This window comes from Corynebacterium sp. UMB2355A (assembly GCF_033877495.1).
Classification (GTDB): domain Bacteria; phylum Actinomycetota; class Actinomycetes; order Mycobacteriales; family Mycobacteriaceae; genus Corynebacterium; species Corynebacterium pseudogenitalium.
The window spans coordinates 138,198-164,402 of sequence record NZ_CP138855.1; the positions used below are offsets into that span (position 1 = coordinate 138,198).

At 56.2% G+C, this 26,205-nt stretch carries 25 protein-coding genes, 1 tRNA gene and 1 pseudogene; 7 read left to right on the forward strand and 20 right to left on the reverse strand.

Annotated features, from left to right (window positions below; translation table 11 throughout):
- Window positions 1-22: 22 nt before the first annotated feature.
- Genes R0V12_RS00675 through pdxS form a run of 6 tightly spaced genes read right to left on the reverse strand, consistent with a single transcriptional unit; the run spans window position 23 to window position 5,934 of the window.
- Entirely contained in the window at window positions 23-964 is a 942-nt protein-coding gene (locus R0V12_RS00675; protein WP_070362471.1) for a helix-turn-helix transcriptional regulator, read from the reverse strand.
- Window positions 961-1,917 (reverse strand): helix-turn-helix transcriptional regulator, encoded by a 957-nt coding sequence (locus tag R0V12_RS00680; protein WP_070477132.1) that lies wholly within the window; start codon window positions 1,915-1,917, stop codon window positions 961-963. The genes R0V12_RS00675 and R0V12_RS00680 overlap by 4 nt, the downstream gene beginning before the upstream one ends.
- The gene (gene pafA, locus R0V12_RS00685) at window positions 1,907-3,322 is read right to left on the reverse strand and encodes a Pup--protein ligase (RefSeq protein ID WP_256004984.1); all 1,416 of its coding nucleotides are present in this window, start codon (window positions 3,320-3,322) and stop codon (window positions 1,907-1,909) included. The genes R0V12_RS00680 and pafA overlap by 11 nt, the downstream gene beginning before the upstream one ends.
- A complete protein-coding gene (locus tag R0V12_RS00690; protein ID WP_252930888.1) occupies window positions 3,319-3,504 on the reverse strand; it encodes a ubiquitin-like protein Pup in 186 nt (61 codons plus the stop codon). Before R0V12_RS00690 ends, pafA begins: the two co-directional genes overlap by 4 nt.
- Window positions 3,497-5,008: a depupylase/deamidase Dop gene (gene dop / locus R0V12_RS00695; protein ID WP_320072672.1), complete on the reverse strand. Its 1,512-nt coding sequence runs from the start codon at window positions 5,006-5,008 to the stop codon at window positions 3,497-3,499. The genes R0V12_RS00690 and dop overlap by 8 nt, the downstream gene beginning before the upstream one ends.
- A gap of 41 nt (window positions 5,009-5,049) precedes the next feature.
- A complete protein-coding gene (gene pdxS, locus R0V12_RS00700) occupies window positions 5,050-5,934 on the reverse strand; it encodes a pyridoxal 5'-phosphate synthase lyase subunit PdxS (protein ID WP_369822092.1) in 885 nt (294 codons plus the stop codon).
- Window positions 5,935-5,944: 10 nt separating this feature from the next.
- Between pdxS and pdxR the strand changes: the two genes are divergently transcribed.
- Window positions 5,945-7,378: a MocR-like pyridoxine biosynthesis transcription factor PdxR gene (gene pdxR, locus R0V12_RS00705; RefSeq protein WP_320072673.1), complete on the forward strand. Its 1,434-nt coding sequence runs from the start codon at window positions 5,945-5,947 to the stop codon at window positions 7,376-7,378.
- Here pdxR and arc read toward each other — a convergent pair.
- The 3 genes from arc to R0V12_RS00720 are packed head-to-tail and all read right to left on the reverse strand — an operon-like array spanning window position 7,367 to window position 10,988.
- Window positions 7,367-8,884: a proteasome ATPase gene (gene arc / locus R0V12_RS00710; RefSeq protein ID WP_320072674.1), complete on the reverse strand. Its 1,518-nt coding sequence runs from the start codon at window positions 8,882-8,884 to the stop codon at window positions 7,367-7,369. The two genes, pdxR and arc, sit on opposite strands and share 12 nt — an antisense overlap.
- 10 nt (window positions 8,885-8,894) lie before the next feature.
- The gene (locus tag R0V12_RS00715; RefSeq protein ID WP_320072675.1) at window positions 8,895-9,728 is read right to left on the reverse strand and encodes a tRNA (adenine-N1)-methyltransferase; all 834 of its coding nucleotides are present in this window, start codon (window positions 9,726-9,728) and stop codon (window positions 8,895-8,897) included.
- Between the two features lie 15 nt (window positions 9,729-9,743).
- On the reverse strand, window positions 9,744-10,988 hold the full coding sequence (locus R0V12_RS00720; RefSeq protein ID WP_320072676.1) for a M18 family aminopeptidase: 1,245 nt from the start codon (window positions 10,986-10,988) through the stop codon (window positions 9,744-9,746).
- A 44-nt stretch (window positions 10,989-11,032) separates the two neighbouring features.
- On the opposite strand from R0V12_RS00720, the gene R0V12_RS00725 reads away from it, so the two are divergent.
- Complete coding sequence (locus tag R0V12_RS00725) at window positions 11,033-11,842, forward strand: RecB family exonuclease (RefSeq protein WP_070976926.1); 810 nt, start codon at window positions 11,033-11,035, stop codon at window positions 11,840-11,842.
- Window positions 11,843-11,871: 29 nt separating this feature from the next.
- Here the strand turns inward: R0V12_RS00725 and R0V12_RS00730 are convergent, their stop codons facing one another.
- The 9 genes and pseudogenes from R0V12_RS00730 to R0V12_RS00775 all read right to left on the reverse strand — a co-directional run bounded on the left by R0V12_RS00730 (window position 11,872) and on the right by R0V12_RS00775 (window position 20,872).
- Window positions 11,872-13,563 (reverse strand): formate--tetrahydrofolate ligase, encoded by a 1,692-nt coding sequence (locus tag R0V12_RS00730; protein ID WP_320072677.1) that lies wholly within the window; start codon window positions 13,561-13,563, stop codon window positions 11,872-11,874.
- Between the two features lie 15 nt (window positions 13,564-13,578).
- Entirely contained in the window at window positions 13,579-14,835 is a 1,257-nt protein-coding gene (locus R0V12_RS00735; RefSeq protein WP_240492816.1) for an anaerobic C4-dicarboxylate transporter, read from the reverse strand.
- Between the two features lie 161 nt (window positions 14,836-14,996).
- A pseudogene (gene aspA, locus R0V12_RS00745) lies at window positions 14,997-16,416 on the reverse strand (aspartate ammonia-lyase).
- 101 nt (window positions 16,417-16,517) lie between these two features.
- Window positions 16,518-17,366 (reverse strand): ATP phosphoribosyltransferase, encoded by an 849-nt coding sequence (gene hisG / locus R0V12_RS00750; protein ID WP_070362458.1) that lies wholly within the window; start codon window positions 17,364-17,366, stop codon window positions 16,518-16,520.
- Between the two features lie 12 nt (window positions 17,367-17,378).
- On the reverse strand, window positions 17,379-17,642 hold the full coding sequence (locus tag R0V12_RS00755; protein ID WP_070362457.1) for a phosphoribosyl-ATP diphosphatase: 264 nt from the start codon (window positions 17,640-17,642) through the stop codon (window positions 17,379-17,381).
- Window positions 17,643-17,683: 41 nt separating this feature from the next.
- Entirely contained in the window at window positions 17,684-18,352 is a 669-nt protein-coding gene (locus R0V12_RS00760; RefSeq protein ID WP_246814877.1) for an HAD family hydrolase, read from the reverse strand.
- Window positions 18,345-18,728, reverse strand: a complete 384-nt coding sequence (locus R0V12_RS00765) for a hypothetical protein (RefSeq protein ID WP_070477117.1) — start codon at window positions 18,726-18,728, stop codon at window positions 18,345-18,347. The genes R0V12_RS00760 and R0V12_RS00765 overlap by 8 nt, the downstream gene beginning before the upstream one ends.
- Complete coding sequence (mshC, locus tag R0V12_RS00770) at window positions 18,721-19,950, reverse strand: cysteine--1-D-myo-inosityl 2-amino-2-deoxy-alpha-D-glucopyranoside ligase (protein WP_070477115.1); 1,230 nt, start codon at window positions 19,948-19,950, stop codon at window positions 18,721-18,723. The genes R0V12_RS00765 and mshC overlap by 8 nt, the downstream gene beginning before the upstream one ends.
- 64 nt (window positions 19,951-20,014) lie before the next feature.
- Window positions 20,015-20,872 carry an undecaprenyl-diphosphate phosphatase gene (locus tag R0V12_RS00775; protein WP_070477205.1) on the reverse strand — a complete coding sequence of 286 codons (858 nt, stop codon included), beginning with the start codon at window positions 20,870-20,872 and terminating at the stop codon, window positions 20,015-20,017.
- Between R0V12_RS00775 and R0V12_RS00780 the strand changes: the two genes are divergently transcribed.
- From R0V12_RS00780 to R0V12_RS00800, 5 genes are all read left to right on the forward strand, one after another.
- Window positions 20,871-21,953: a YncE family protein gene (locus R0V12_RS00780; protein ID WP_320072678.1), complete on the forward strand. Its 1,083-nt coding sequence runs from the start codon at window positions 20,871-20,873 to the stop codon at window positions 21,951-21,953. The genes R0V12_RS00775 and R0V12_RS00780 overlap by 2 nt on opposite strands.
- 2 nt (window positions 21,954-21,955) lie before the next feature.
- Window positions 21,956-23,065: a quinone-dependent dihydroorotate dehydrogenase gene (locus tag R0V12_RS00785; RefSeq protein ID WP_320072679.1), complete on the forward strand. Its 1,110-nt coding sequence runs from the start codon at window positions 21,956-21,958 to the stop codon at window positions 23,063-23,065.
- 107 nt (window positions 23,066-23,172) lie between these two features.
- Window positions 23,173-23,258, forward strand: a tRNA-Leu gene (locus R0V12_RS00790).
- Window positions 23,259-23,326: 68 nt separating this feature from the next.
- The gene (locus tag R0V12_RS00795; RefSeq protein ID WP_070363517.1) at window positions 23,327-23,983 is read left to right on the forward strand and encodes a TVP38/TMEM64 family protein; all 657 of its coding nucleotides are present in this window, start codon (window positions 23,327-23,329) and stop codon (window positions 23,981-23,983) included.
- A 43-nt stretch (window positions 23,984-24,026) separates the two neighbouring features.
- On the forward strand, window positions 24,027-24,575 hold the full coding sequence (locus R0V12_RS00800; RefSeq protein WP_070362453.1) for a MarR family transcriptional regulator: 549 nt from the start codon (window positions 24,027-24,029) through the stop codon (window positions 24,573-24,575).
- On the opposite strand, the gene R0V12_RS00805 is transcribed toward R0V12_RS00800, so the two are convergent.
- Both R0V12_RS00805 and R0V12_RS00810 read right to left on the reverse strand, forming a co-directional pair.
- Entirely contained in the window at window positions 24,553-25,758 is a 1,206-nt protein-coding gene (locus R0V12_RS00805) for an SPFH domain-containing protein (protein WP_176754853.1), read from the reverse strand. The genes R0V12_RS00800 and R0V12_RS00805 overlap by 23 nt on opposite strands.
- A complete protein-coding gene (locus R0V12_RS00810) occupies window positions 25,758-26,189 on the reverse strand; it encodes an NfeD family protein (protein ID WP_070977209.1) in 432 nt (143 codons plus the stop codon). The genes R0V12_RS00805 and R0V12_RS00810 overlap by 1 nt, the downstream gene beginning before the upstream one ends.
- Window positions 26,190-26,205: the final 16 nt, after the last annotated feature.

Below are 26,205 nucleotides of genomic sequence, written 5' to 3' on the forward strand. Positions count from 1 at the left end.
ACTGCTTGGGTAGAGTCCTCCGCTATTCTAATGCCTCTAAGCCGGAAAACGCACGACGGCGTGCCTCATCAGCCAGCTCTGGCGGACCGATGAGTTCGATGCGGTCTCCTTGGCTAAGGCAGAAACGGATAAGCCAGTCCGCGGACCCGTAGACCATGGTTGCCTCAATCCGTCCGTCATCATAGGCATCACCGATTTCGATTTCCCAGTAGTCCGCAAGCCATGTCGCATCGGAAGATACGAGTAGGTTAGCGATGTTTTCGGAGTCGAAGCCAAACGGGTCGGAGCCGTCAAACGTCTTGCCCACCGCAGAACGGTCGGCTGGAACTTCGGTCAACCGAGCTTCACGAATTCGGTCAGTTCGGAAGCTCTTCTCCTCTCCTCTATCCAGCGCCGTGAAATAGGTGTGACCACCTTGGTGAAAGAACCGAATACCGGTCAACTGGCGCTCACGAAGCGTATCGGAGGAAGGCGAAAAGTATGTCACCTGCACTTGAACGCCTTGCTGCAAACCACTTTGAAGTATCCCCAGGATGGATTCTTGATCGCTTTGCTCCCCATCCGCGTCAAGCACGGAGGTACTGCCAACTACAGCTCGCAACTTCTCTGCTGCAGAACTCAGCGCCGCTTGGTCGAGCAGGCCTGGCATGGTCTCGAATGAGTCGAGCAGTAGTAACAATGTGTTTGCCTCGGTTGGTGTGAGACGCAAGGGCCGACTCAAACCTTGGTCGTCAATGACGGTCACCTCGGTCCACGAATGTTTGAGATCAATCATCTCCCCGGGGCCATTGCCAACTCCCGACAAATGGAGCATCGCCAAGTCGCTTTTCACCTGTTCCGCGTCAGTTCCGATGTCCCGCGCTATTTCCATTGGTGAACGATCTGGGTGCTGCGACAGGTATGACAACAGGTTTAAAAGCCGTGCCAGACGCACCTGGCGTTCGACTGCAGTGTTTTGCTTCATGCTTCAACTCGTTCCTGTCCTCGAAGCTGTTTGCGCAAGAGCGCAGATACCTCTTCGTGGATATCGGGCGGCGTAATTGAGCGCACATGCGGAGCAAGGCTCGCGAGAGTGCGCACGAGCCAGTCGCGTTCGACCCCACTGACAGCTATCCGGTCCAGACCCGCTGCAGAGCCTTCTGAGCGCTCTCCTTGCAGCGATAGCTCCTCGCCTACACCAGCTGAAATTTCCACCACGGCATCGGCAAGCGGGCCACGAAGTACGTTCTGAAGTACGTCACGCGGGTCCTTGGTGGCGTCGTGAAACGATGTCTGATTCTTCGACTTCCTGATGTTGCTCACCTTCATCAGTCTGAAGACGCGCTCTTGGCCGCGATCGCAGTCCCAACCAACAAGGTAAGTCTTGTTATTGAGAGGTACGACGCTCCACGGGTCGAGCGTTCGGCGCTGGAGCGACGTACCTGGAGCTGGCTGAAAATCGAACGTCATGCGGGTCTTGGTGCGTGCGCAAGCCAAGGCCGCCTTGAGTACATCAGGGTCGAGGTTGATGATGTCGTTGTCGACGAACGCAATGGTTGGGCTATCAAACATCCTGGTAACGCCAGATGCCGCGATCTTTGTCCAACCGGATCGCGCAAACGCGCCTAGGCGTCCCGCCTGGCTGAGATCAACTACGAGGCCAAGCGCCGTTGCCTCCTCAACAGTGAGGTTGAGCGGCTCGAGTTCGTACTTATCGTGTTCGATCCATGCCTCGCCTGCTCGAGTTTCTGCGGGCACGCCAACACGGCGAAGGTCGTCGACGTCGCGCTTAATCAGTTTTTCCAGGGCCTCTGGAGTTCGATCAGCGTATCCGTCGACGTGCTTGGCAATCCACTGCTGTGTCCTCGGACGCGGTGACCCCAGTAACGCGAACGCCAAGTTCAGCTGCCGGGAAGTCATTACATCACTACGTGTCATGATGCTCCTGCTGATGGTTGTCCACGATGTATTGGATCAAGGCGTCGACGTCAGCGTTCTCGGTTTCGAAGGGATCGAGAAGCTTGAGCGTTCGAGGCTCTGGACGGTTTACTTTCAGGTGCACCCAGTCGACGTTGTGCTCCGCGTTGTAGCCCCGAGCAGCTGAGAGGAACCTGCCCCGCAGCGCGGCGCGAGTCGTGGCAGGAGGCTGCTCAGCAGCCATTCGAATGTCCGTGTCGGTAGTCCAACGCGCCGCGAGGCCTTTGCGTTGCAGCAGGTAGAACAGACCACGCTCCGGGTTGATGTCGTGATAGGTCAAATCAATCTGTGCCAATTTCGGATGTGACCAGTCCGTGTCTAGTTTTTCACGAACCTGCTCTAAGAGCTTGTGTTTGATCACCCAGTCGATCTCTGTGTCAACCGCAGAGAAATCCTGCGTCTCGATTGCAGTCAGCACTCTTTGCCATAGCTCCACTACCCGACCGAGTTCCTCGTTTGAGGTTCCCTCGTCTGGCCGTTGTGTCAGCCATTTTGTGGCGGCGTCAAGAATCTGTTGCTGCACCGCGAGTGCTGTAACAGTTGAACCATCTTTACAAGTAAGGAGCGTTTGGCCAGTCGGGTCGAGCGCAATCGCTCGAATATGCTTGATCGGATCTTCGAGCTCCACGTTCGGCATCGGGAAGCCAGCCTCGAGCATCTCAATGACCAGCTGCGTCGCGCCTACCTTGAGCGCGAACGTAGTTTCCGACATGTTGGAGTCACCGACGATGACGTGCATTCGGCGGAATCGATGAGAATCTCCGTGTGGCTCATCTCGAGTGTTAATAATGGGACGCGTGCGCGTGGTGGCAGATGAAACCCCTTCCCACACCTGGTCGGCGCGCTGGGACAGCACAAACTTGCCCTTATTGATCATTCCTGCGCCGCATATTAGCTGTCTCGTAATCAAAAAAGGCAGGAGCTGCTTGCTGAATGACTTCAGGACGATTTCTCGACTCACTAGATAATTCTCGTGTGCACCGTAAGAGTTGCCCTGTGAGTCGACGTTGTTCTTAAACAGGTACACCTGGGCCGGAGTCCCCTCCTGTGCAAGGGCTTCCTCTGCATGCAGCGCAAGCTGGTGGTAGAGCATCTCGCCAGCCTTGTCGTATTGCAAGAGCTGCATCAGTGAGTCGCACTCTGGCGTCGCGATTTCAGGGTGCGCACCTACGTCGAGATAGAGCCGAGAGCCATTCTGGGTGAAGATATTCGACGACCGATAGCGCGAAACTACCGGCCGGAACAAGTAGCGCGAAAGCTCTTCCGGGCCAAGGATGGATTGCCCATGTGCGTAGGCGGCGAGCCCAAACTCCGTCTCTACCCCCATGATTCGGCGCGCATACAGCGCAGGGTGTTCGGAACTCATTGGCCACCTTTTTGAACGAATGAGCGCACAAACTCCTCAGCGTTCGTGTCAAGCAAGGCATCAATCTCATCGAGTAAATCGTCAGTGCCTGTCACCTCGACCTGGGCTTGGGCGTTGCTGCCTTCTTCATTCTGCGGTTCCGGGGTGTCTCCTCCACCGAACATTTGTTGCTGCTTAGACATGCTTATACCCTAGCGCGTTTAGCAGCTCCGATGCCGTTGTAGCGCGGTTGATGATTTGGGCAGTTTGCTCATCCGTCCAGCCATTGACATCGTCGAGCGGCACGCGGACCATTCGATCCTCAATCCTGAAAACGATGGACTGCCAACTCGATGCCGCGATCTCTTCCCCAAACTTTTCGGTTACCTTGCCACGGAAGTACGCGCGGGAGTTTCTCGGCGGGTTCTTTGCTGCGTGAGCAATCTCCTCATCGCCTACTAGCGTCCGTATCGATCCTTTTCGGACGAGTGCGTGATACAGCGATTTCGCAGGATCTATGTCAGCGTACTGGATGTCGATCATTTTCAACTTTGGGTCGTCCGCGGCTACTCCTCGGTCCATGAACGAGCGCACAAGCGCCCACTTGGCCGTCCAATCAAGGCGATCCGCGGTGCGCAGTGGGTCGACTGCGAGATCATCGAGCACTTCAGCCCAAAGAGCGAGCACTCGCTTATCGACGTCCCCTTCGTTTGGCAGCCCCTGCACCCGATCTCGGATTTCCCGGAGCACCTCGATTGCTGTGCAGCGCCTACCGTTGGCAAGAAGTAGTTTGTGTGTGCACGTTGGGTCGTGGGAGATGCGTTGCAGCTCAGCAACCGGGTCCTGGATGGTGAGGTCCGAGAAGTCCACTCCAACTTCGATTGCGTCGAGCACGAGTTTGGTCATGCCCATCTTCAAGAAGTTGGAGTACTGGCTCATGTTGGCGTCACCGATGATGACGTGGAGGCGTCGAAACTGTGTAGCGTCAGCGTGTGGTTCGTCGCGCGTGTTGATGATGCCTCGGTTCAGTGTCGTTTCGAGTGAGATTTCCTGCTCGAAGTAGTCTGCGCGCTGTGAAATCTGGAAACCGGCATGTTCACTTTCGCGCCCGATGCCGACTCGTCCGGCGCCAACGATGACCTGCCGAGTGACGAAGAACGGAATGAGCCCCTCTACCACCGCTGCGAAGTCAGTGTGGCGTGAGTACTGGTAGTTTTCGTGACTACCGTACGACTGGCCCTTGCCATCGACGTTGTTCTTGTAGAACTTAATGGGTGGGCATGGTGCAGCGCCGTCAAGCACCGAAATACCTTCGTCCCAGAGATCGCGGATGTCGTCCATGGACTGCCGCAGGTAGAGATCACCAGCGGCGTCGTACAGCATGGCATCCCAGGCGTTATCAACTTCCGGGGAGGAGTATTCAGGATGGCCGTGGTCGACGTAATACCGAGCACCGTTAGTAGTCACCACATTAGCCACGCCAATCGCGTTTGGGTCGACAACAGGAACCGTCCGATAGCGTTGGAGGTCGTATCCGCGAGCATCCTTCAGCGGGTGTTCCTCCGCGTAGTCCCATCGGCTTCGAGCACTCGTATGCATCGCAGCGTATGCCACGACAGCATGCGTCGAGGTTATGAGCGGGCTGAGCGTCGGGTCGCTCGGAGTCGTGATGCCATACTCAGTTTCTGTTCCCATGAAACGTCCCATGGCTCACGACTGTACCGCGACGCTACCTCCCGTGCTGGCATTTACCAGCCGCGCTCAGCCAAGCGATGCGGCGCAGGCAGATCGCTTACGTTAATGCCAACCATTGCCTCGCCAAGGCCGCGTGAAGCTGCTGTGACTTCGGCGATGTCTTGCCAGTTGCGGGTTGCACGAACGACAGCTTCCGCGCGCTTCTCTGGATGCTCGGACTTAAAGATACCCGAGCCAACGAAGACGCCGTCAGCGCCAAGCTGCATCATCAGAGCTGCGTCAGCTGGTGTTGCAACGCCACCAGCGGTGAACAGGGCAACGGGAAGCTCGCCGTGTTCAGCAACGTACTTCACCAGATCATATGGGGCTTGCAGCTCTTTCGCCGCGACGTAGAGCTCATCTGGGTTAGACGCTACCGTAGCCTGCAGCTGTGCGATTTGGGCTTTGATAGTGCGGATATGTTTCGTGGCCTCGGAGACATCACCAGTACCAGCCTCGCCTTTGGAACGAATCATGGACGCGCCTTCATTGATGCGGCGAAGTGCTTCACCCAAGTTTGTCGCACCGCACACGAAGGGGGTGTCGAATGCGTTCTTATCGATGTGGTTGACATAGTCAGCTGGGCTGAGCACCTCGGACTCATCGATGTAATCGATTTTGAGATGCTCCAAGATCGCGGCCTCGACCGTGTGTCCGATGCGCGCCTTTGCCATGACTGGAATTTCCACCGCGTCGAGGATCTCTTCGATGAGGTCGGGGTCGGACATACGCGCCACCCCTCCCTGGGCACGGATGTCTGCCGGGACTCGCTCAAGTGCCATGACGGCAACGGCGCCGGCATTCTCCGCAATCTTCGCCTGCTCTGCGGTCACGACGTCCATGATGACGCCGCCGCGCAAGCTATTGGTCAACTCTGCATGTTTCGAAAAATCAGTCATGGGTTCCATCATGCGGTACGATCTGGACGATTACGAGGTCCAGTTTTACAGCAATATTTTGTACCAGTTGGTGAGTATGTTCTTTCCAGTCTCGCGTAACGCATCACTTTCACTTCCTGCCCAAATCGCAGCGCAAATCCGAACCGCAGTTGCCGAAGGCACACTGCGACCCGGAGACACCATCGCATCTACCCGCGAGCTTGCTGCCCAACTCGGCGTATCGCGTGGGACCGTGGTCAGCGCGTTCGATCAGCTCATCAGCGAAGGCTATCTGGATACCACGCAGGGAGCACCAACAAGGATTCATCCTGAGCTCCGAGTACCGAAGCAGTCGATACAACGGAGGCAAAGAGCATCCAACGAGGCGTCAACACCTGCAGTACTTTCGCTGGTCCCAACATCAGGTATCGACGGCATGATCCGCCCGGCAGCCTGGCACCGTGCATGGCGCGAAGCCTCATATTGCGTGCCGAAACAGGCCGACCCACAAGGCGAGCCGAAACTACGGACTGCAATCGCCGAGCACCTGCGAGTAGCTCGTGGGCTTCACGTTGCTCCGGAGGAGGTCATCGTCACCGGTGGGACCCGCGAAGGACTACTGCTCACGCTGATGTCTATTGGCAACAGCGTCCGGGTTGGTGTTGAAACTTCGGAGTCTAGCGGGCTTCGTTCCGTGATCGCTCTCGCAGGCCATGCGACGGTGCCCTGCCAATGTGACGACGAAGGCGTGTTGGTCTCGCAGCTTCCATGCGACATCGACGCACTGCTCATCACGCCAGCACACGTGCCGCCGTTTGGCAGTGTCATGACAGTACGCCGACGCGTTGAGTTACTCGAATGGGCATCGGCAACGGGTACGTTGCTCATCGAGGATGACTTCAACACAGAACTGCGCTACCGAACCGCTCCCCAACCGACACTGAGTGCTCTACCGAACTCAGGCAATGTGCTCACGCTCGGTACTTTCACAACGCTGCTGCACAAGCAGCTTTCCGCCGGCTACATCGTCACCACACCGGATACGTTTTCCTCGGTGCAAGAGACCCGGGAAGTGCTAGGAATGCCGGTGTCGACAGTTACCCAACACGCGATCGCGCACCTACTGACTGATGGCACCGTCCGGAAAAGCACCAAGGCGTTTCACACTAGGCTTGCGAAGCGGCGTCGACAAGTAACCCCACTCCTCGAGCGTATTGCCGAAGTCAGTGGTGCGAGCAACGCTGCTATGAGCAACACGAGTAGCGCTGACATTATCGTTGAGTTTTCTCATCAACGCGATCTGCAGCGCTTCAGGGAGCAGCTGAAACGCGCTGGCTGCGTTTGCGCGACCGGTGATTCAACTGGCGCTGGCGAAGACTGTTTTGCACTACTCAGTTTCTCAACGCTGAGCGACCAAGACTTTGATGCCGCAACGCGCTCCCTCGCTGAGTTTCTAGGATGCTGACCTAGCGACGACCTCCACAGCGACCACTTGCTTGCCATGTCGACCGGCTAGGCGCGACCAAGTATCTGGGTCGGCAGTATTTGGCAGGTCCTCATTTTCCTGCTGCTCCGCGCGAACCGCCGCACGCAGGTGCTCCGCAGTAACGCCGGTATCTGACTCGCCGGAAATAGCGGCCTTGATAGCAAGCTTTTTGGCGCGGCTGACAATGTTCGCGATCATCGCACCAGACACAAAGTCAGAGTAATGCAACGTCTCCTCAGAGCCATCAATCAACCGGAGACGGACGAAAGGCCGCGGCGCAAACAACTCCTCGACGGCAATCTCAGAAAGCTCCTCGATAGGAGCTGCGTGAGGGACTTCAGGGCGTAAGTACCGGCCGAAGATATTGAGGGCCTCAGCTTTAGTCGGGCGTGAAATCCGCACCTTGATATCGAGGCGTCCAGGTCGGAGAATCGCAGGGTCAATGAGCTCTTCCCTATTCGTCGCGCCGATGACGATGACGTTCGAAATATCTTCTACGCCGTCAATCTCTGTGAGCAGCTGCGGCACAACTGTCGTTTCCATATCGGAGGACACCCCCGAACCGCGGGTACGGAAGATCGACTCCATCTCATCGAAGAAAATGATCACGGGGCGACCTTCCGAGGCGAGCTCCCTCGCACGCTCGAAAATCAGCCGGATTCTACGCTCGGTCTCTCCCACGAACTTATTCAGCAGCTCGGGGCCCTTCACGTTGATGAAGTGCGCCGACGCACTATGACCAAGCCGGTGCGCCAACGAATTCGCGACCGCTTTCGCAATCAGCGTCTTACCGCACCCGGGCGGGCCGTACAGTAGCAGGCCCTTCGGGGGCTTCAAGTCATACTGCTGGTAAAGGTGAGGGTGCGCGAACGGCAGCTCAACCGCATCGTGGATGAGCTCAATCTGTTCTTGGAGCCCGCCGATGTCCTCATACGTCACGTCGGGTACTTCTTCGAGTGAAAGCTGGTTCACCTCGGTCTTTGCAATGCGCTCAAACGCGAACTGTGCGCGCACATCAGTAAGCAACGTGTCACCGGCACGGCTTTCACGCTGTAGCTCGTCTGTAAGCCGTACGACGTGCTCCGTTCCCTGGATGTCTTGCACAATAGCGCGACCGGCGTCCAGCTTTTCAACGAGCGTAGCTAGCTGGCCCACAGCAGGATATTGGCAGACCTCGAGTACCACGCTGCCATCGCCAAGCCTCACCAGCGACCCCGGCTTCACTCGGTCGATCGCGATCGTTGGCGCGACCTTGACACGCATATGCCGACCGCTTGTAAAGACTTCAGCGTCTGTCCCATTGCCAGTGGACGCAAGGAACAGGCCGTACGTCGAAGCTGGGTCGCCGAGGGACTCGACCTGTTCGTAGAGCTCTTGCAGCTTGTCCCGACTGGTTTTGAGCATGTCCGCAAGCTGTGCATTGCGCGCGCGGAGCTGCTGGTTGTCGCGTGTGAGTACCTGGACTTCGGGCAAGCGTTCAGTCATACAAGGAATCTTAGCGACGCGCGCGCCGTTGCGGACGAGGTGGTGTCACTCCGTCCGCGAGTCGGCGCGTCCACACGAGAAATGCAGTGTGCGCGTTCATGCGGTGTTCTGGTCGAGTTGCCAGACCTTCGACCTTCCATTCACGCAGCAGGGTTTCCCATGCGCGAGGTTCCGTAAAGCACTTTGCCTCGCGGATGCCCTCCATAATGTTCATCAGCTGCGGGACTGTTGCCACGTACGTCATGAAAACGCCACCGGGGATCAACACATTCTTAACGGCGTCGATGAAGTGCCACGGCTCAACCATGTCCAAGATCACGCGGTCAACTGGTCCGCCAAGGTCCTCTTGAGTGACCTCACCGAAATCTCCCAGACGTGGTGTCCACCAATCAGGGCGACCATTGAAGTAGTCCTCTACGTTGTCTTTCGCGAACTTCAGATGATCATCGCGAATCTCGTAGGAAAACACATGGCCATCGGGCCCGACAGCACGCAAGAGCGACATCGTGAGAGCACCGGAACCTGCGCCGGCCTCCAACACGCGCGCACCCATAAAAATGTCACCCTCGACGAGAATCTGAGCGGCATCCTTTGGATAAATGACCGCGGCGCCGCGCGGCATGGATAACACGTGATCAACGAGAAGGTGCCTGAAACAGAGATAGTCCGCACCCAAGGTGGACTTCACCACCGAGCCTTCGTGCGCGCCGATGATGTCGTCGTGGCTGACAATCCCCTTATGTGAGTGAAACTGCCCTCCTTCAACGAGTTGGATGGTGAAGTGGCGACGCTTTGCGTCCGTGAGTTGGACTTTATCGCCAACGCGAAATGGACCTGAATACATGTTGTTCAGTATGCCTTACACTCGTGCGTCCGTGTAAAAGGCGTGGATCGCCTGTACAAACCACTTCATATCCTCTACCCCACACATTTCACGGGCGGAGTGCATCGAGAGCAACGGAACACCAACATCCACGGTAGGGATGCCAAGGCGAGTCGCGGCGATAGGTCCGATCGTCGAACCGCAAGGGACGTCGTTGTTTCCGACGAACACCTGGTTCGGCACACACGCCGCCTCGCAAGCGCGAAGCCACGTTGCCTCAGTTTCCGCGTCGGAGGCGTAGCGCTGATTTGCGTTCACCTTCAGGACAGGCCCGGCGTTCAGCAAAGGGCGATGCGAAGGATCGTGCTTTGTTGCATAGTTCGGGTGCACCGCGTGAGCCGCGTCGGCTGAGATCATCGAAGACCTAGCGCAGAGGCTCAGGAAGTCATTGACCCCCAGCCCGGACGCGATTCGTCGTAGGAATCGCTCGAGTAGTGGGCCTGCTGCGCCCGTCGGTGAGTTTGAACCGACCTCTTCGTGGTTGAACGCGACGAGAACCAATACATCGGAATGTGTTGCCTCACGTTGGGCTTCAATCAGCGCTTCTAGGCTCGCCCACACGCTCGAAAGGTTGTCTAGCCTGCCTGCCATCAGCATGTCACCGATGACTGCACCTTCTTGCGTATCCACCGAGATCAGTTCATGTGCAACTACCTGCTCACCGTCGAGCCCGATCTGCTCAGCGATGATGTCTAGCAGCGGACGATCCACGCCGAGCACCGGCTGCGTGTGTTGTTGGCGCTCAACCGGAGGCGTATCCGCTCGGTACAAGTGAATTGCGAGGTTCGGGACCCGAGCAATCGGACCAGTATTTACCAAGTGGGTCTTCCCACTCGCGTCCACCACACGCCCCGCAAAGGCAAGGTCACGGTCGAACCAACTCTGCAAAATCGGCCCGCCGTAAACCTCAACTGCCACCTGATGTATCCCCTCTCCCTCAACGTCAGGCCTCGGCTTCACCATAAGCCCCGGGGAATCCGTATGTGACCCAACAATCCGAAATCGGCTGGTCTCGGAGTCAAACTCTTCGGGTATCCACCACGCTACGACTGCCCCTCCTTCGACGGCCACATGGCCACCCGGAGTTGCGGGAGATGCGGTGGAGCTGGCGTCGTCAAGAAATCCTTTGCCTACGAGCATCGAGCGAACTTGGCTAGCTGCGTGGAACGCGCTCGGGCTTGCGCTAAGAAATCGAAGAAACGAATCAATCGATGTAGTCATACGTGCGAGTCTAGCTCGAGAGAAACCACTAGGATAGGACGAATATGAAAGCGAAACCGTTAGCCCTGTCCCCCTCGCGCGCGTCCGACTACCAGCAGTGCCCACTGCTCTACAGGCTGCGAGCGATCGACAAAATCGAAGAACCCAAAACTGAACCCCAGGTCAAAGGCACCCTCGTGCATGCCGTCCTCGAGGAACTGTTTGGGATGGAACGCGAACAACGCACCTACCCTGCGGCGGTGAAACTCATCGTCCCCGCATGGCAGAAGATGTGCGAACAGGACCCCAGCGTTGCAGACCCCATCGAGGACGAACAACTGCTTTTTATCGACGCCCGCACGCTCCTACGCGGATATTTCCAGATGGAAAACCCACTTGGCTTTGACTCACACAAGCAAGAAATGTATGTCAATACTGTGCTGCCCAACGGTGTGCCCGTGCGAGGCTTCATCGACCGCGTTGACGTCGCGCCAACTGGTGAAATCAGGGTCGTTGACTACAAGACCGGCAAGAAACCACAGCCAAGGTTCTCACACGACGCGAAGTTCCAGATGCGCTTCTACGCACTGGTGTACTGGCGGCTTTTCAACGAAATACCTGATCAACTGCGGCTCATGTACCTCAAGGTGGCAGATTCACTCTTCCTTACCCCTTCAAGTGAAGAACTCGAGTACTTCGAGCGCGACCTCGGTGAACTTTGGGCCAAAATTACCCGTGACGGTGAATCCGGACAGTTCCGACCAAAACGTTCCAGGCTCTGTGATTGGTGTGCGTTTCAGGCGTACTGCCCGGAGTTCGGAGGGACGCCACCGCAGTACCCTGGGTGGCCGGGGTCCGCGGCGGATGTGGAGTAAACACCGCGACGGACCACTGCAGGCTAAAACTAGAATAGCCCCTTGATGTTGCCACTCGAATCGACATCAATGTTGTTGGCTGCTGGTTTTTTCGGCAGGCCAGGCATTGTCATCACAGCACCAGTGAGTGCTAGTACGAATCCGGCACCCGTACGCGGAATGAGCTGACGCACATGCAACGTGTGGCCCTCGGGCGCTCCGAGGCGAGAGGGGTCGTCGCTAAACGAGTACTGCGTTTTCGAGATACATACCGGTAGGGCATCTGCGCCACTCGCACGCAAGTTCTCGAGGTCTTTCTGCGCCGCATCCGAGTATTGAACATCTGCCGCGCGGTATACCTCGCGGGCAATCGTCTCGATTGACTGCTCGACGCCTTCCTCCGGGTTGTACAGCGACGAAGAAGCACCGTCGACCAGGTTGTCAAGGACCGTCTTTGCCAGCTTCTCGGCGCCTTTACCGCCATGCGCCCATACCTCGACCTCTTCCAGTGCAACACCGAAATCCTTTGCCCACTTTGCCATCCAAGCGCGTTCGCGATCCGTGTCAGAAGTGAACAGGTTGAGCGCCACGACAGGGCGGACACCAAATTTACGAAGGTTTTCGACGTGCCGCTCAAGGTTCACAATGCCCTTCGCCAGCGCATCAATATTTTCAGCCTTGAGATCGGAGCGGTCAACACCACCGTTGTACTTGATAGAACGGATAGTGGCGACCACTACCGCGCCAGCCACGTCGAGGTCACCGTAATGTGACTTGATATCGAAGAACTTTTCCGCGCCGAGATCAGCCCCGAATCCCGCTTCCGTAAAGACGTAGTCAGCACACTTCTGTGCTGTCTTCGTGGCAATCAAGGTGTTGCAACCATGGGCAATGTTTGCAAACGGACCGCCATGGATAAATGCAGGAGTGCCACCCATGGTCTGCACAAGGTTCGGCTTCAATGCGTCTTTTAGCAGCGCTGTCATAGCCCCGGCTGCATTAAGCTCACCCGCAGTCACCGGCTTGCGATCGTAGGTAAAACCGACAGTGATTTGTGCCAGGCGTTCGTGGAGGTCGTCAAGGTCGTTCGCAAGACCGAGGATTGCCATAATTTCCGAAGCCGCAGTAATCGTAAATCCAGTCTCCGTCGGTACTCCGTGGGCTGGTCCCCCCAGACCAGTTACTACGTTTCGCAGGGAACGATCGTTGACGTCCAAGCACCGCTGCCACGTAATACGCCGCGGGTCGATATTCAACTCGTTGCCCTGGTGAATGTGGTTGTCGATCATCGCAGCCAACGTATTGTTCGCACTGGTAATCGCGTGGAAGTCCCCAGTGAAGTGGAGGTTAATGTTCTCCATCGGAACCACCTGCGAGTAGCCACCACCTGCCGCGCCGCCCTTCAAACCCATCACAGGGCCGAGAGAAGGTTCCCGCAAAGCAACAATGGCGTTCTTGCCGAGGTTTGTAAACGCATCAGTTAAGCCAATCAGTGTGGTGGATTTCCCCTCCCCCGCTGGGGTTGGGGAAACACCTGTGACAAGAATGATCTTGCCTTGCTTATCGTCCTTGACAAGCGAGGGGTCGACCTTGGCCATGTACTTGCCATATGGAATCAGCGCATCTTCGGAAATACCGGCCTTGAACGCAATAGTGGAGATCGGTTCAAGCGTATGCGCTTGAGCGATCTCCACATCAGTTAGAACTTCGGACTTGGGGCTGTCGTGATGTTGTGTAGACATGCCCCTAGTTTAGCTTTAAATCAGCACCGCCCCAATGAGGTAGCCGAGAATTACCGAGACTGCGATGCAGACGATACCCGGCAGAATGAATGGGTGGTCGAAGACGTACTTGCCGATTCGGGTCGAGCCTGTATCGTCCATCTCCACTGCTGCAAGCAGGGTTGGGTACGTCGGAAGCACGAACAGTGCGGACACTGCTGGGAATGCTGCAACAGCGGTGAGCGGGCTGACGCCAATTGCGAGAGCAGCTGGGATAAGTGCCTTCGCGGTGGCAGCCTGCGAGTAGAGCAGAGATGCGGCGAAGAACAGAACGACTGCGAGCAGCCATGGCTGTGCCGTCAGGACGTCACCAGCAATGTTTTGAATGTCCTCAATGTAGTGGTTAATAAAGGTCGTACCCAGCCATGCAACACCAAGCACACACACAGAAGCAGACATGCCGGAACGGAACACCTGGGTGTTCAAGACCTCAGCTGCGCGAGACTTCGTAATAAGCAGGATCGCAGCGGCAGCGGAAAGCATGATCGCCATGATTGCCTCGTTACGAGGGACGGTTGGGTTCTCGATGAGACCGATCTGATCGGAGATGATCGTCGCGTAGAACATAACGATGACAATCGCGACAAGGAAGATCCACACGGAGGCCTTTGCGCCATCCTTCGGCTTGTAGCTGTCTTCGGTGGTGCTCGACTTTGCTACGAGACCGTCTGCGAGGCGACGCTGGTACACCTCGTCGTCAACGAGGTCTTTACCAAGCTTGTTCGAAACCCAAGCGGTTGGGAAAATCGCGAGGAAGGTCGCAGGAATCATGACGCCGAGCAACTGCAGGTAGCCGACGCCCAGAGGCTCAAGCACGGAGGCCATAAAGACGACTGCTGCCGAAATCGGGGAAGCCACGATTGCCATCTGCGATGCGATGACTGCGACCGAAAGCGGGCGGGATGGGCGAACTTCGCCCTCCTTAGCAACCTCAACGATAACTGGAAGAGTGGAAAAAGCGGTGTGGCCAGTGCCTGCCAGCACGGTCATCAACCAAGTAACGATTGGCGCGTACACCGTGACGCGCTTTGGATTGCGGCGTAGGAACTTCTCAGCGAGGTACACGAGATAGTCCATGCCCCCCGCCAGCTGCATTGCAGAAATAGCAGCGATCACACACATGATGATGCCGATGACATCAAAGGGGATGTCATCGGCGGTTACGGACATACCAGTGAGTCCGAGAAGCAAAACGCCAAGGCCACCGGCAAAACCGATAGCAATGGAACCCATCCGGGCGCCGAGAACAATGGCGCCGAACAGGATGATGAGTTGTATCACAAGTAACACAGGAACTCCCCTGATTCGGTCGAATTAGTATTCGCTTCCATTATCGCACTAAGAGGCGATAACTACCGAATCAGGGGAGTGTGAGATTTACTACTTTTGGTTGATTAGTCCTCGTCGAAAAATTCGCCGCGGTACTCTGGGTGCATCAAGTTGTCCTTGCCCAGCACAACCTTCAGCTCCTCCTCCGTGAGCAGGCCACGCTCGAGAACAAGATCACGAACGCTCTTACCCGTAGCAGCAGCTTCCTTACCGATGACGTCACCATTGTGGTGGCCGATCACTGGGTTCAGGTATGTGATGATGCCGATGGAGTTGTTCACAAAGGCCTCACACACATCCTTGTTAGCGGTGATGCCAACGATGCACTTCTCACGCAGCGTACGGACTGCGTTGGTGAGGAGACGGATGGAATTGAACAGGGCCTCGGCAACTACCGGCTCCATGACATTGAGCTGGAGCTGGCCAGCCTCAGATGCGGTCAGGACGGCAACGTCGTTGCCGAAGACCTTGAAGCACACCTGGTTTACAACCTCAGGGATGACAGGGTTCACCTTCGCAGGCATGATTGAAGAGGGCCTGCATTTCCGGCAGGTTGATCTCGTTCAGGCCAGCACGTGGGCCGGAGGACAGCAGGCGCAGGTCGTTACATACCTTAGAGATCTTCATCGCGGCGCGCTTCAGTGCGGAGTGCATCCATACGTAGTCGCCGGTATCGGACGTTGCCTCAATCAGGTTCGGTGCGCCCTTGATATCCAGCTTGGTGACTTCCGCGAGAGCCTCAACGATCTTCTGACGGTAGCCGTCTGGAGTGTTGAGCTCGGTACCAATTGCGGTTGCACCGAGGTTGACGGTCAGCAGTGCTTGTGCTGCGGACTTGATGACGTCCAGTTCCTCCTCAAGCAGTGCGCCGAAGCCAGTGAATTCCTGGCCGAGCGTCATCGGGACTGCGTCCTGGAGCTGGGTGCGCCCCATCTTGATGATGTCGTCGAACTCTTCACCCTTAGCGTTGAGCGCCTTGGTGAGCTCCTCAAGCTCGGTCAGCAGGCCCTGGACGGCGTAGTACACACCGAGGCGAAGGCCGGTCGGGTATGCGTCGTTGGTGGACTGGGACATGTTGACGTCATCATTCGGGTTGATGATGTCGTAGCTACCCTTTTCTTCACCGAGGATTTCAAGAGCGAGGTTTGCGACAACCTCGTTGGTGTTCATGTTCAGGGACGTGCCAGCGCCACCTTGGAACTGGTCGATTGGGAACTGGTCCATGCAGCGACCGTTGTCGAGGATTTCGTCGCAGGCCTTGACGATGGCGTCCGCCTTCTTCTTTGGCAGAACGTGGAGGCGGTTGTTGGCCAGTGCGGTGGCTTTCTTTACTTCCACCATGCCACGAATGAACTCTGGCAGGTCATTGATGGTCTGGCCGGAGATCGGGAAGTTGTGGACGGCACGCAGGGTGTGGATGCCGTAGTAGACGTCGGAGGGCACTTCGAGTGTGCCAAGCAGATCTTCTTCAATTCGATTACTCATGCCACTGATTGTACGCAAATTCGACGCTATACAACTTTTGGGCCACCTAGTCACCCCAATAATAGGGATAGGGGTGACTTATCGGTGATTAATTGAAAATCCTATAGGCGTGCAATGCGCAGCTGAGTGGCCAAAATGGCTTCCGCGCCAATTTCAGAGAGAGCGTCCATAACCGCATTCGCTTGGGTTCGCGGAACCATAGCGCGCACCGCGACCCAGTTGTCGCGCGACAGCGGCGAGACAGTCGGCCCCGTCATGCCTGGTGTAAGTTCGCTGGCTTTGTCGAGGTCATCTCTGCAAATGTTGTAATCGAGCATCAGGAAGTTCTCTGCGTTCAAGATGCCGCGGATACGCTGAAGCACTACCTCATGTTCGTTTGCTAGCGTTACGCCCTTACGCTTGATGACGACGGCTTCGCTGGCAAGAATGGGCTCCCCAAATGGTGCCAGCCCATGTTGTCGTAGCGTCGTACCAGTGGATACGACGTCAGCAATAACGTCCGCGACGCCCAACTTGATCGAAATCTCAACAGCGCCGTCAAGCTCAATGACTTCCTTCGGAGTGATGCCGAGCCCGTCAAGATAGTCAATCACGAGGTGCGGGTATGAAGTTGCTATCCGCTTACCTTCCAAATCAGGCACCGCCCACGTTTCAGACTGCGGGGCAGCAAACCGGAATGTCGATGCACCAAAGCTCAACGGAAGTACTTCTTCTACTTCGGCATGGGAATTGAGTGCCAAATCTCGCCCAGTGATACCCAGGTCAAGGTGGCCTTGAGCAACGTAAATAGCGATGTCGTTTGGGCGCAGGAAGAAGAACTCAATACCGTTTTCTTCATCCCAGATATTCAGGGCTTTTGACGTGCCCCTCCCCTTGTAACCGGCCTCTTTGAGAATCTGGAGCGCCTTCTCTGACAAAGAGCCTTTATTTGGAACCGCAAACTTAATCATCAGGCGAAATCCTTAGAGGTATTTATAGATGTCATCAGGGGTAAGACCTCGTTGCAGCATCATTACCTGGGTCCAGTACATCAGCTGGCTCATTTCCTCCGCCAGCTCCTCGTCAGACTGATACTCGGCAGCGATCCACACTTCACCAGCTTCTTCGATGATTTTCTTGCCGATGAAATGGGCGCCCTTCTCTAACGCTTGCACCGTGCTTGAGTCAGGGCGCTTGGAGTCGGCAGTTTCAGTGAGCTGAGCAAAAAGTTGATCGAAGTCCTTCACGCACAACACCTTAGCGGAAACAGAAGAGCTTTGAGCGCGGTTTATGGCGCGGAATACCACCTTGCAACATCATGAAGTGTCGCAGACTGTAAATCGCTGAAGGTGATTCTTGTGGCCGGCTTCGGGACATAGTCGGCCAAGCCAAGCACCCGTGCACCTGCCCTAATCGCTGCTTGCATTCCCGCCTGAGAGTCTTCAACTGCGATACAGCGCGACGGCTCAGCACCAACCAACTGCGCTGCTTTCAGATACATATCCGGAGCTGGTTTTGGGTTGGATACCTCATCTCCAGTCACGGTTGCTTGAAAGTAATCGTTGCCGATGAAGTCAATGCAGGTTTGAGCGAGCGCGCGTTCTGTGTTCGTCGCAATGGCCATCGGAATGCCATGGTCCCGCAGTATGTCAAGGACGTGGCGTATTCCCGGGTTCAGCTCAATACCTTGCCCTAGGAGTTGCTGCATCCGTTCTTGCATCCACCGCTTCAGCCGCTCTGTATCTCCGGGCTGCAAGGAATACCCGGTCCAAGTAGTGATGATGCTCAACGCTGTGGGGAAACTGACGCCCTCCGCTTTTCGACGCTCCTCCGCAGAAAGCCTCTTGCCCAAAAACTCAGACAGCTCAAAGGTTGCTTGCGCCCAAAGCGGCTCGGTATTGATGAGCGTCCCATCCATATCCCACAGCACAGCTTGGGGAGCGCGAACCCTACTCACGATTGAACAGCTCCTGGACGACGGATGGATCCGCGCCAATCTGTGCCGAGACCTTCGCGAAAATTCCCTCGATGTCCGACATCTCCTCTGGCTCGAGCACGGCATATTGATGCTTAGCGTTGAACTCTTCAAGATTGGCAATGAGGCCCGTGTAGAGGTCGCTGATGGTGGCGTCGTCAACCGGCTGCGCGACGAGCGACGCAGTGTCGAGAAAAATCTCGAGGATTTCACGGAGCTCAGGTAATACGGCAGGGTCAAATGGGGCTTCCCAGAGTTCGAGGTCCTGCTCTTGCAAATATTCACCGGATGCAAACACCCTCAAATCCTCGATGAACTCGTCGACATCGGATTGGAATGTGGATCGGAGACTACTCATCGTTGCTGCCTACCTTTACACCGAGTAAGCCTTCGATAGCTTGTCGAAGTAACCCGTTGTAATCACCTTTGGCGGCGTCGATAATTTGAATCGCAGTTGGTGTGTCGAGGTCGTCAGCAAGGGCCTGGCGCAAATCTTGAATTGTCTGCTCCACGCGAGACTGCTGATCTGTCTGAGAAAGAATTGTGTGCCACGACTTGAGTCGATGCTCTGCTTGATCGAGTGCCTCGTAGGAAAAATCACGGTCTTGGCGATAGTGGCCGGAGAAAACGGCAAGGCGAATCGCAGACGCTGAGTGTCCCTGTTCCGTTAGCTTGTGCACAAAGACGAGATTGCCGAGAGATTTCGACATCTTCACTCCCTCAAGCGCGATCATTCCCGCGTGCACGTAGTGGTGTGCCATCCGTTGTTCTCCAGTCGCAGCCTCAGCATGCGCGGCAGAAAACTCGTGATGTGGAAACGCTAGGTCCGAGCCTCCGCCTTGGATTGCAAACGGTACGCCGAGACGGTTCGCAGCGATGGCAGAGCACTCGACATGCCAACCTGGGCGGCCGGGGCCGAAGGGCGAATCCCACGCGGGCTCCCCTTCCCTGTGTCCACGCCACACCAGCGCATCGAGTGAGTCTCGTTTCCCCTCACGGTCAGGGTCTCCCCCGCGCTCGGCAAAGAAATGCTCCATCTGCTCGCGCGTCATGTTTGACTCGTATCCAAACTGTTTGGTTGCGGTGATATCAGCGTAAATATCACCGTGGTCTAGGCGGTACGCTGCGCCGACGTCGAGCAAGCGCTGCACCATCTCAATGACCTCATCGACAGTCTCCATCGCACCAACATAGTCCTGAGGCGGGATGACTGAGAGCACTTCCATGTCGCTGCGGAAAAGGTTGATCTGTTCCGTTCCCAGCTCGCGCCAATCGACGCCGTCTCGCTCCGCGCGCTCGAACAATGGATCGTCGACATCGGTGATGTTCTGCACGTAATGAACGTCGTGGCCGTTAGCAAGGAGCTGACGATAGATGAGATCAAAGGAGAGGTACGTAGCTGCGTGTCCTAGGTGAGTGGAGTCGTATGGGGTGATCCCGCAGACGTACATCCCCACCTTCCCCGAGTGATGGGCAGCTGTGTTCACGGGCTTTACCACCCTATCTGCGGTGTCATACAGAGACAGCGGCACCGGAGTACCAGAGACAGCAGGGACTACAGGTTGTGGCCAAGAATGCATAGTGACCACCATACCGCGGCACGCTCATCATGCGCGGTTACCGGCGTTCAAAGGCAAGCGTTGCCTACACCGGTTGTATAACTCCGGTAGCCAGCAGCGCCATCACGATGATGCCAAGAGGTATGCGGTACGCAGCAAACCAGGAGAATGAGTGGTGCGAAACAAACTTCAGCAGCCAAGCAATGGAAATATATCCCAAAACAAATGCGATAGCGCTTCCGACGAGCAACTGCAGACCTGTTGCTGCTTGCCCTGCTTGCGGATCAAACGCATCCGGTAGTGAGAAGATGCCTGATGCGAGCACTGCCGGGATAGCTAAGAGGAACGAAAAACGAGTTGCTACTTCCCGCTCAAGGTTCAAAAAGAGACCGCCCGAAATAGTGCCGCCCGAACGCGAAACACCCGGAATGAGAGCTAGACACTGCCACAGGCCCATCACGATGGCATCTTTTACTGTCAGCTGCTCGAAGCTACGCTTTTTCGTCCCGCGCTTTTCCGCCAAGATGAACACGAACGAAAACAAAATGAGAACCGTTGCAGTAATCCAAAGGTTGCGGAAGTTCTCACGGATCAAGTCTTTCAGAGCAAAGCCAAGCACCCCGACTGGAATAGTGCCAGCGATGACCATCCATCCCATCCGGTAATCGAACCCGCGCTTCGTCTTATCAAACAGTCCGACACACCATCCAGAGAGGAACCTCCAAATGTCCTTCGCAAAGAAGACCAGCACAGCGAGTTCGGTGCCGAGCTGAATGACAGCGGTAAAACTCGCGCCAGCGTCCTCGCCCCACAAAAGCTCGGACACAATGCGGAGGTGGCCTGACGATGAGACTGGAAGGAACTCGGTTAAGCCTTGGACGACCGAGAGGACAATCACTTGAGCCCATGTCATTGACTCTGCTAACTGAGAGGCGGCAATCATGTTGGAAAACCTTACCCGTGCGGAGAAAAATCCCCACATGCGTACAGCATTGATAAGGTTGACCTCCGTGAGAACAAAACGAAAAGTCGCCTTAATGCTGCCCATTATGGCCGTAGCTTTGGCTGTTGCGGCGTGTACCCCCGATGTCGTTGACCCAAATGACGCCATAAGTATGGGTAGCGCTGAACCAGTTGCGTCACCCCCTTCGGCACATCCTGACGGCCAGTTGCTTCAATTTGACACCATCGTCGATGTGGATCAAACGAACGACTTGATTGGTGTGCGCACCCCGGATGCGCTTTACGTTGGGACCAGCGCACAATTCGAAGAAAACCGAGTTGAAGAGTTCAAGTTGGAGGATGCTTGCGGTGAGGTCTCGGCAAACGCTGGTCAGTTTGCGGTAGGGTGCGGGGACTTCATTGCCATCATTAACAAAGAGGGGCTTCAAAAAGTTGCTACCGACCACCCGGTGACTGTGGCAACTGTCGCCTCGGACGGCAGTGTTTTAGCCGGAAGCGACAGTGCGAAGTCAGTGTGGTTGTATAGCAACGGTGAGCTCAAAAAGGAGTTTTCTGTCGCGCGCGAAACTGACCAGCTGCAGGCTGTTCCGGTAGATGGTGGTGCCGATTCCGTGGTGCGCGTCAACACATTTGACACCACCATTCAGGACCTTGATTGGGGCACTGGACGTCAGGGGGCAACGTTGCGCGCTGGGCTTGGCGTCGGCAAGGTTGCTGCTGGAGAGCACGGTCTGGTGCTCGCTGCGGATGCGACGGGTAGCCAGCTACTCGTGTACACCACCAATGAAGTCATTCGTCTCCAGCAGAGTGTGCCGGTGCCCTCCGGAGCGTGGGACGTCGCGTGGGATAGCGCTAATAAGCTCGCGTGGGTGACTTCAACCGAAAGGAACCTCGCGACTGCCTATGACATTTCCCACGGCGTCCCCGTTGAACGTGCTCAGGTCAGTACAGTTCCAGATGCACAAAGTATTGCAGCGCTCTCTGACGGAACACTCATTATCGGATCTGCGTCAGGTAGTGGCCTGCAAATAGTTTCCACTGAAAGCATTGAGGCCAAATAGAAATGAATCAACGCAATTTATACGACACGGTATATGGGCTCGCACTTCGGGGAATGTTTACAATTCCGCCTGAGCGCATCCACGACATCATCATGGGCGGGCTGAAAACCCTACAACGCCTAACTCCCCTCACCCGAGCTATGACTCGTGTCGTACGTGTCGACGGCCCGCTTCTCGAGCAGACGTTGTTCGGCGTGCGTTTCCCCGCCCCGGTGGGTCTCGCGGCAGGATTCGATAAGAACGCGGAAGCTCCGGACACGTGGTCGGCGATCGGCTTCGGTTATGCGGAATTAGGAACTGTGACCCCGAAGGCGCAGCCCGGAAACGAACGTCCACGGCTCTATCGCTTGCCGAAGGACAAAGCGATCCTCAACCGAATGGGCTTCAACAACGATGGCGCGCTGAGCATTGCAGAGCGTCTCCGAGCCCGGAAGACTCCTGAGATCGTTGGAATCAACATCGGGAAAAATAAGCTCTCCGAGGACGCAGTTGGAGACTACCGAGCTACCGCGACTGTGCTCGGCCCTCTGGCGGACTACCTTGTGGTCAATGTTTCTTCCCCAAACACCCCTGGGCTTCGCAACCTTCAGTCAGTTGAATCGTTGAGGCCAATCCTTGACGTGGTTACTACGGCAACTACGACGCCTGTGCTGGTAAAAATTGCTCCTGATCTCAGCGACGAGGATATCGACGCAGTTGCAGACCTGGCCGTCGAATTGAACCTTGCCGGCATCGTGGCGACCAATACGACCATCTCCTGCGAAGGCCTTCGAACCAATGCTGCCGAAGTGGAAGCCATGGGGGCGGGTGGTATTTCCGGCGCGCCGCTCAACAGCCGCGCACTGGAGGTTTTGCGACGTCTCCATGCGCGAGTCGGCGACCAACTCGTACTTGTCAGTTCCGGTGGCATTTCGACACCAGAGCAGGCATGGGAGCGTATTACATCCGGCGCAAGCCTTCTCCAGGGGTATACGCCGTTTATTTACGGTGGTCCGGGGTGGATCTACCGAATTCACAAGGGCTTGCAGGAGCAACTTAAAGCCCATGGACTTTCCAATATTACAGATGCTGTTGGCTCCGAACTCCCCTGGATCGCCTTGAGCTCCGACTAGCCTAGTGGCCTACGTTTGGGCATTTGTACTGGCGATTTGCATCTTGAATCAACGTCACTCTATAGTAGTGCAAGTGCCCAGCCGAGAGGTTGAAAGCAAAACACCCAGCCCGGGTGGCGGAATGGCAGACGCGCTAGCTTGAGGTGCTAGTGTCCTATTAACGGACGTGGGGGTTCAAGTCCCCCTCCGGGCACAATGACCGGCTTCCTCCAGGAAGCCGGTTTTTTGTTTAGGCCGCACTTAAAGACGAAGGGCAAACGGATGCGCCAACAGTCACCACTACGCGTGATGGTCATTTTGGTACTTCTCGCAATTGCACTGTGGGTGTGGCGCTTCTTTGAAATACCTTCGCTGTCGACGTTTCGCGAGTGGGCTGATAGTACGGGAGCCTGGTTCCCAGTCGTTTTCTGGTTGCTCTACGTACTCATCACGCAGTTCCCGATCCCCCGTACGTTGCTCACCATTTCCTCCGGTGTTCTGTTCGGTGGTTGGTTTGGGATTCTGCTCGCTATTACCGCAACGACGGCCTCAGCAGGTCTTTCGCTAACTGTTGTGCGGTTTCTTTTACGTGACTGGGTTGAGAGCAAAATTTCTCACCCCAAGCTTCACATGATTAATGAACGGTTGGAACAGCGCGGTTGGCTGGCGGTAATGAGCCTGCGACTCATCCCCGGTATCCCTTTCTCGGTCATGAACTACGCTTCAGCGCTAAGTCGAGTCCGGCTTTTGCCGTTCATGGGGGCAACGCTCATCGGCTCGGCGCCTAACACGATTCTCGTTGCATTGTTCGGAGACACGTTGAGCGGAGATGCAAACCCAGTACTTCTCGGCGCAGTGTTTGCACTGTCGGTTCTTGGCGTGACAGGACTGATTATCGACGCGCGCCACCCGGCGAAGCCGCGTCGAATAGAAGAGTAAAGGCTCGAGCGTGTACTTTCTTGAAGCACGCTAGTATGTACGCATGATTGCTGTGCATGCACGTTACCGTGGTCGCGAAAAAGGTCGCGCTGCGTTCGTCGAGTCCTCGGCTCACGCGCTCTCGACGCTTCCGGGTGTTTCGCCGTTCGAAGTCATTGGCGTTGAGGATATCCGCACAACAGTGGATGGGCCGGAGACGGCACTTAACCTCATTATGGCGCTGTTGTCAGATGGTAATTGGGCTGTCGGCCTGGGAATTACGCGCAGGCGACGTGCAGAGTTTGCCGCCACTGAGGCTGTCGGCACACGTGCAGCGCAAGTGAAAGTTATCACGGATGCTCATGCGCCTGACACCGAGGCAGAAGACATCTCAGCGACGTTTGCCCTGCTGGCGCACATTCTGCATAAGCGAACGTTTGAAGGCCGCGAAGCCACATCGCTCGTGCGCTCTGGGCTCAACCAAAATGAAGCCGCAGCGCAACTAGGTATTTCTAAACAGGCAATGAGCCAGCGCCTGCAGGCCGCCGGGTGGCAGGCCGAGCAGGCTGGCTGGAAACTCGCGCTACACCTTATGCGTCGCGCGAGTCATTAGATTCAATTGCCCGGTGCTCGCCCTTTTGGGCAACTTGCGGCGTTTCGGTCGGGGTAGAGACTTCGTCGAATGCGCTTGTCGGATCCGGGTCGTCGACGTGCTTGTTAGCGACGGCACGCGCCTCTGCAAGTGCCCGAGCAAGTTCAGGATCAGTGGAGGTATCAAACCACTGGTCCGTGCTGTCGTCTTCGCCGGCCATAGCGCGCGTTTGTGAATCTGCACGCTGGGGTTCGTAGCGGAACACTCCGTCGCTGTCCTTGCCAGCAAACGCCTTGGCGAACTGCTCCAAAGAATCGCCAAAGCTGTTCGGAATCATCCACATCGTTGATGCTTCATTGGCCGCGATCTTAGGCAGCTTCTCCAGGTACTGGTACGCAAGCATCTCCGGCGTCACCTCTGAGGACTTGATCGCCGCGTTGACTTTTTGAATGGCTCGCGCTTCACCTTGCGACTCAAGATATTTCGCCGCACGCTCGCCTTCCGCGCGTAGAATCATCGCCTGGCGCTCAGCTTCAGCCGCGAGAATAGCGGCGTGCTTCTCGCCTTCAGCAGAGAGGATTCGCGCCTGCTTCTCACCTTCGGCAGTTTTGATGTCCGACTCACGCTTACCTTCAGCGGTAAGAATCATGGCGCGCTTTTCGCGGTCGGCTTTCATCTGCATTTCCATCGATTGCTGAATCGATGGTGGCGGATCAATCGCTTTCAGCTCAACGCGGCTAATACGCAGTCCCCACTTGGCGGTAGCAGCGTCAAGCTCACCCCTCAGGCGCCTGTTAATAGTTTCTCTCGAGGTCAGCGTTTCCTCAAGTGTCATCCCGCCGACGACATCACGCAACGTCGCGACGGATATTTGCTCAACACCCACCAAATAATTATCGACGCCGTAAATAGCCTTTGCCGGATCGTTAATCTGAAACGTCACCACAATATCAATTGCGACGGTGAGGTTGTCCTGCGTAATTACTGCTTGCGGAGGAAACGAAACGACCCTCTCGCGCGTATCAACGCGCGCTCTAACACGATCAATAAACGGCACCAGTAGTGTTAGCCCACCGGAAACGGTCCGTGTATAGGACCCCAGACGTTCAATAACTGCTGACTCACCTTGCGGGATTAGCTTCACAGATGCGAGCAGCACCGCGATTACCAAGATGAGCAGCAGCCCCAGTATTACCAAGGCCATTATGGCGACTCCTTCCATACGACGGCGATTGGGCCGTCAATATCTGAAACGATGACTGTGGAACCAGACTTAATGGTGTGGCTTGGATCAATTGCTCTCGCGGACCAAAGCGATCCGTCCAGTTGAATCTGACCGCTGCTCGGCGTGATCTCCTCAACCACTTGTGCACTCGCGCCAATGAGTGATTGGCCAAGCTCCCCCACCGCAGATGGGCGGCGCAAGCGCCTGTGCAAGTAAGGCCGGAGGAGGAACCAGAAACCGGCCGAAGCAACTACAAACGCCCCGATTTCAACCCCCAAAGGCACCCCGGCAAGCGCAATAGCAGACGTAGTAAGCGCCCCTGCTGCAATCATGAGGAACGTGAACTCCCCTACGGCGAGTTCAGCAACTGCGAATGCTACGGCAATGCCTAGCCAAATAAGACTACCCACGGCTTCACTATACAAA

Coding starts and splice junctions, on each gene's coding strand:
- R0V12_RS00680 (WP_070477132.1), bottom strand. CDS start 1,917: ATGACACGTAGTGATGTAATGACTTCCCGGCAGCTGAACTTGGCGTTC.
- R0V12_RS00725 (WP_070976926.1), top strand. CDS start 11,033: ATGAAAGCGAAACCGTTAGCCCTGTCCCCCTCGCGCGCGTCCGACTAC.
- arc (WP_320072674.1), bottom strand. CDS start 8,884: ATGACTGAACGCTTGCCCGAAGTCCAGGTACTCACACGCGACAACCAG.
- dop (WP_320072672.1), bottom strand. CDS start 5,008: ATGGGACGTTTCATGGGAACAGAAACTGAGTATGGCATCACGACTCCG.
- R0V12_RS00690 (WP_252930888.1), bottom strand. CDS start 3,504: ATGTCTAAGCAGCAACAAATGTTCGGTGGAGGAGACACCCCGGAACCG.
- pafA (WP_256004984.1), bottom strand. CDS start 3,322: ATGAGTTCCGAACACCCTGCGCTGTATGCGCGCCGAATCATGGGGGTA.
- R0V12_RS00675 (WP_070362471.1), bottom strand. CDS start 964: ATGAAGCAAAACACTGCAGTCGAACGCCAGGTGCGTCTGGCACGGCTT.
- pdxR (WP_320072673.1), top strand. CDS start 5,945: ATGCGGTACGATCTGGACGATTACGAGGTCCAGTTTTACAGCAATATT.
- hisG (WP_070362458.1), bottom strand. CDS start 17,366: ATGATTAAGTTTGCGGTTCCAAATAAAGGCTCTTTGTCAGAGAAGGCG.
- R0V12_RS00765 (WP_070477117.1), bottom strand. CDS start 18,728: ATGAGTAGTCTCCGATCCACATTCCAATCCGATGTCGACGAGTTCATC.
- R0V12_RS00715 (WP_320072675.1), bottom strand. CDS start 9,728: ATGTATTCAGGTCCATTTCGCGTTGGCGATAAAGTCCAACTCACGGAC.
- R0V12_RS00800 (WP_070362453.1), top strand. CDS start 24,027: ATGATTGCTGTGCATGCACGTTACCGTGGTCGCGAAAAAGGTCGCGCT.
- R0V12_RS00775 (WP_070477205.1), bottom strand. CDS start 20,872: ATGATTGCCGCCTCTCAGTTAGCAGAGTCAATGACATGGGCTCAAGTG.
- R0V12_RS00730 (WP_320072677.1), bottom strand. CDS start 13,563: ATGTCTACACAACATCACGACAGCCCCAAGTCCGAAGTTCTAACTGAT.
- R0V12_RS00805 (WP_176754853.1), bottom strand. CDS start 25,758: ATGGCCTTGGTAATACTGGGGCTGCTGCTCATCTTGGTAATCGCGGTG.
- pdxS (WP_369822092.1), bottom strand. CDS start 5,934: ATGACTGATTTTTCGAAACATGCAGAGTTGACCAATAGCTTGCGCGGC.
- R0V12_RS00785 (WP_320072679.1), top strand. CDS start 21,956: ATGAATCAACGCAATTTATACGACACGGTATATGGGCTCGCACTTCGG.
- R0V12_RS00735 (WP_240492816.1), bottom strand. CDS start 14,835: ATGGGTTCCATTGCTATCGGTTTTGCCGGTGGCCTTGGCGTTTTGCTT.
- R0V12_RS00720 (WP_320072676.1), bottom strand. CDS start 10,988: ATGACTACATCGATTGATTCGTTTCTTCGATTTCTTAGCGCAAGCCCG.
- R0V12_RS00795 (WP_070363517.1), top strand. CDS start 23,327: ATGCGCCAACAGTCACCACTACGCGTGATGGTCATTTTGGTACTTCTC.
- mshC (WP_070477115.1), bottom strand. CDS start 19,950: ATGCATTCTTGGCCACAACCTGTAGTCCCTGCTGTCTCTGGTACTCCG.
- R0V12_RS00780 (WP_320072678.1), top strand. CDS start 20,871: ATGTTGGAAAACCTTACCCGTGCGGAGAAAAATCCCCACATGCGTACA.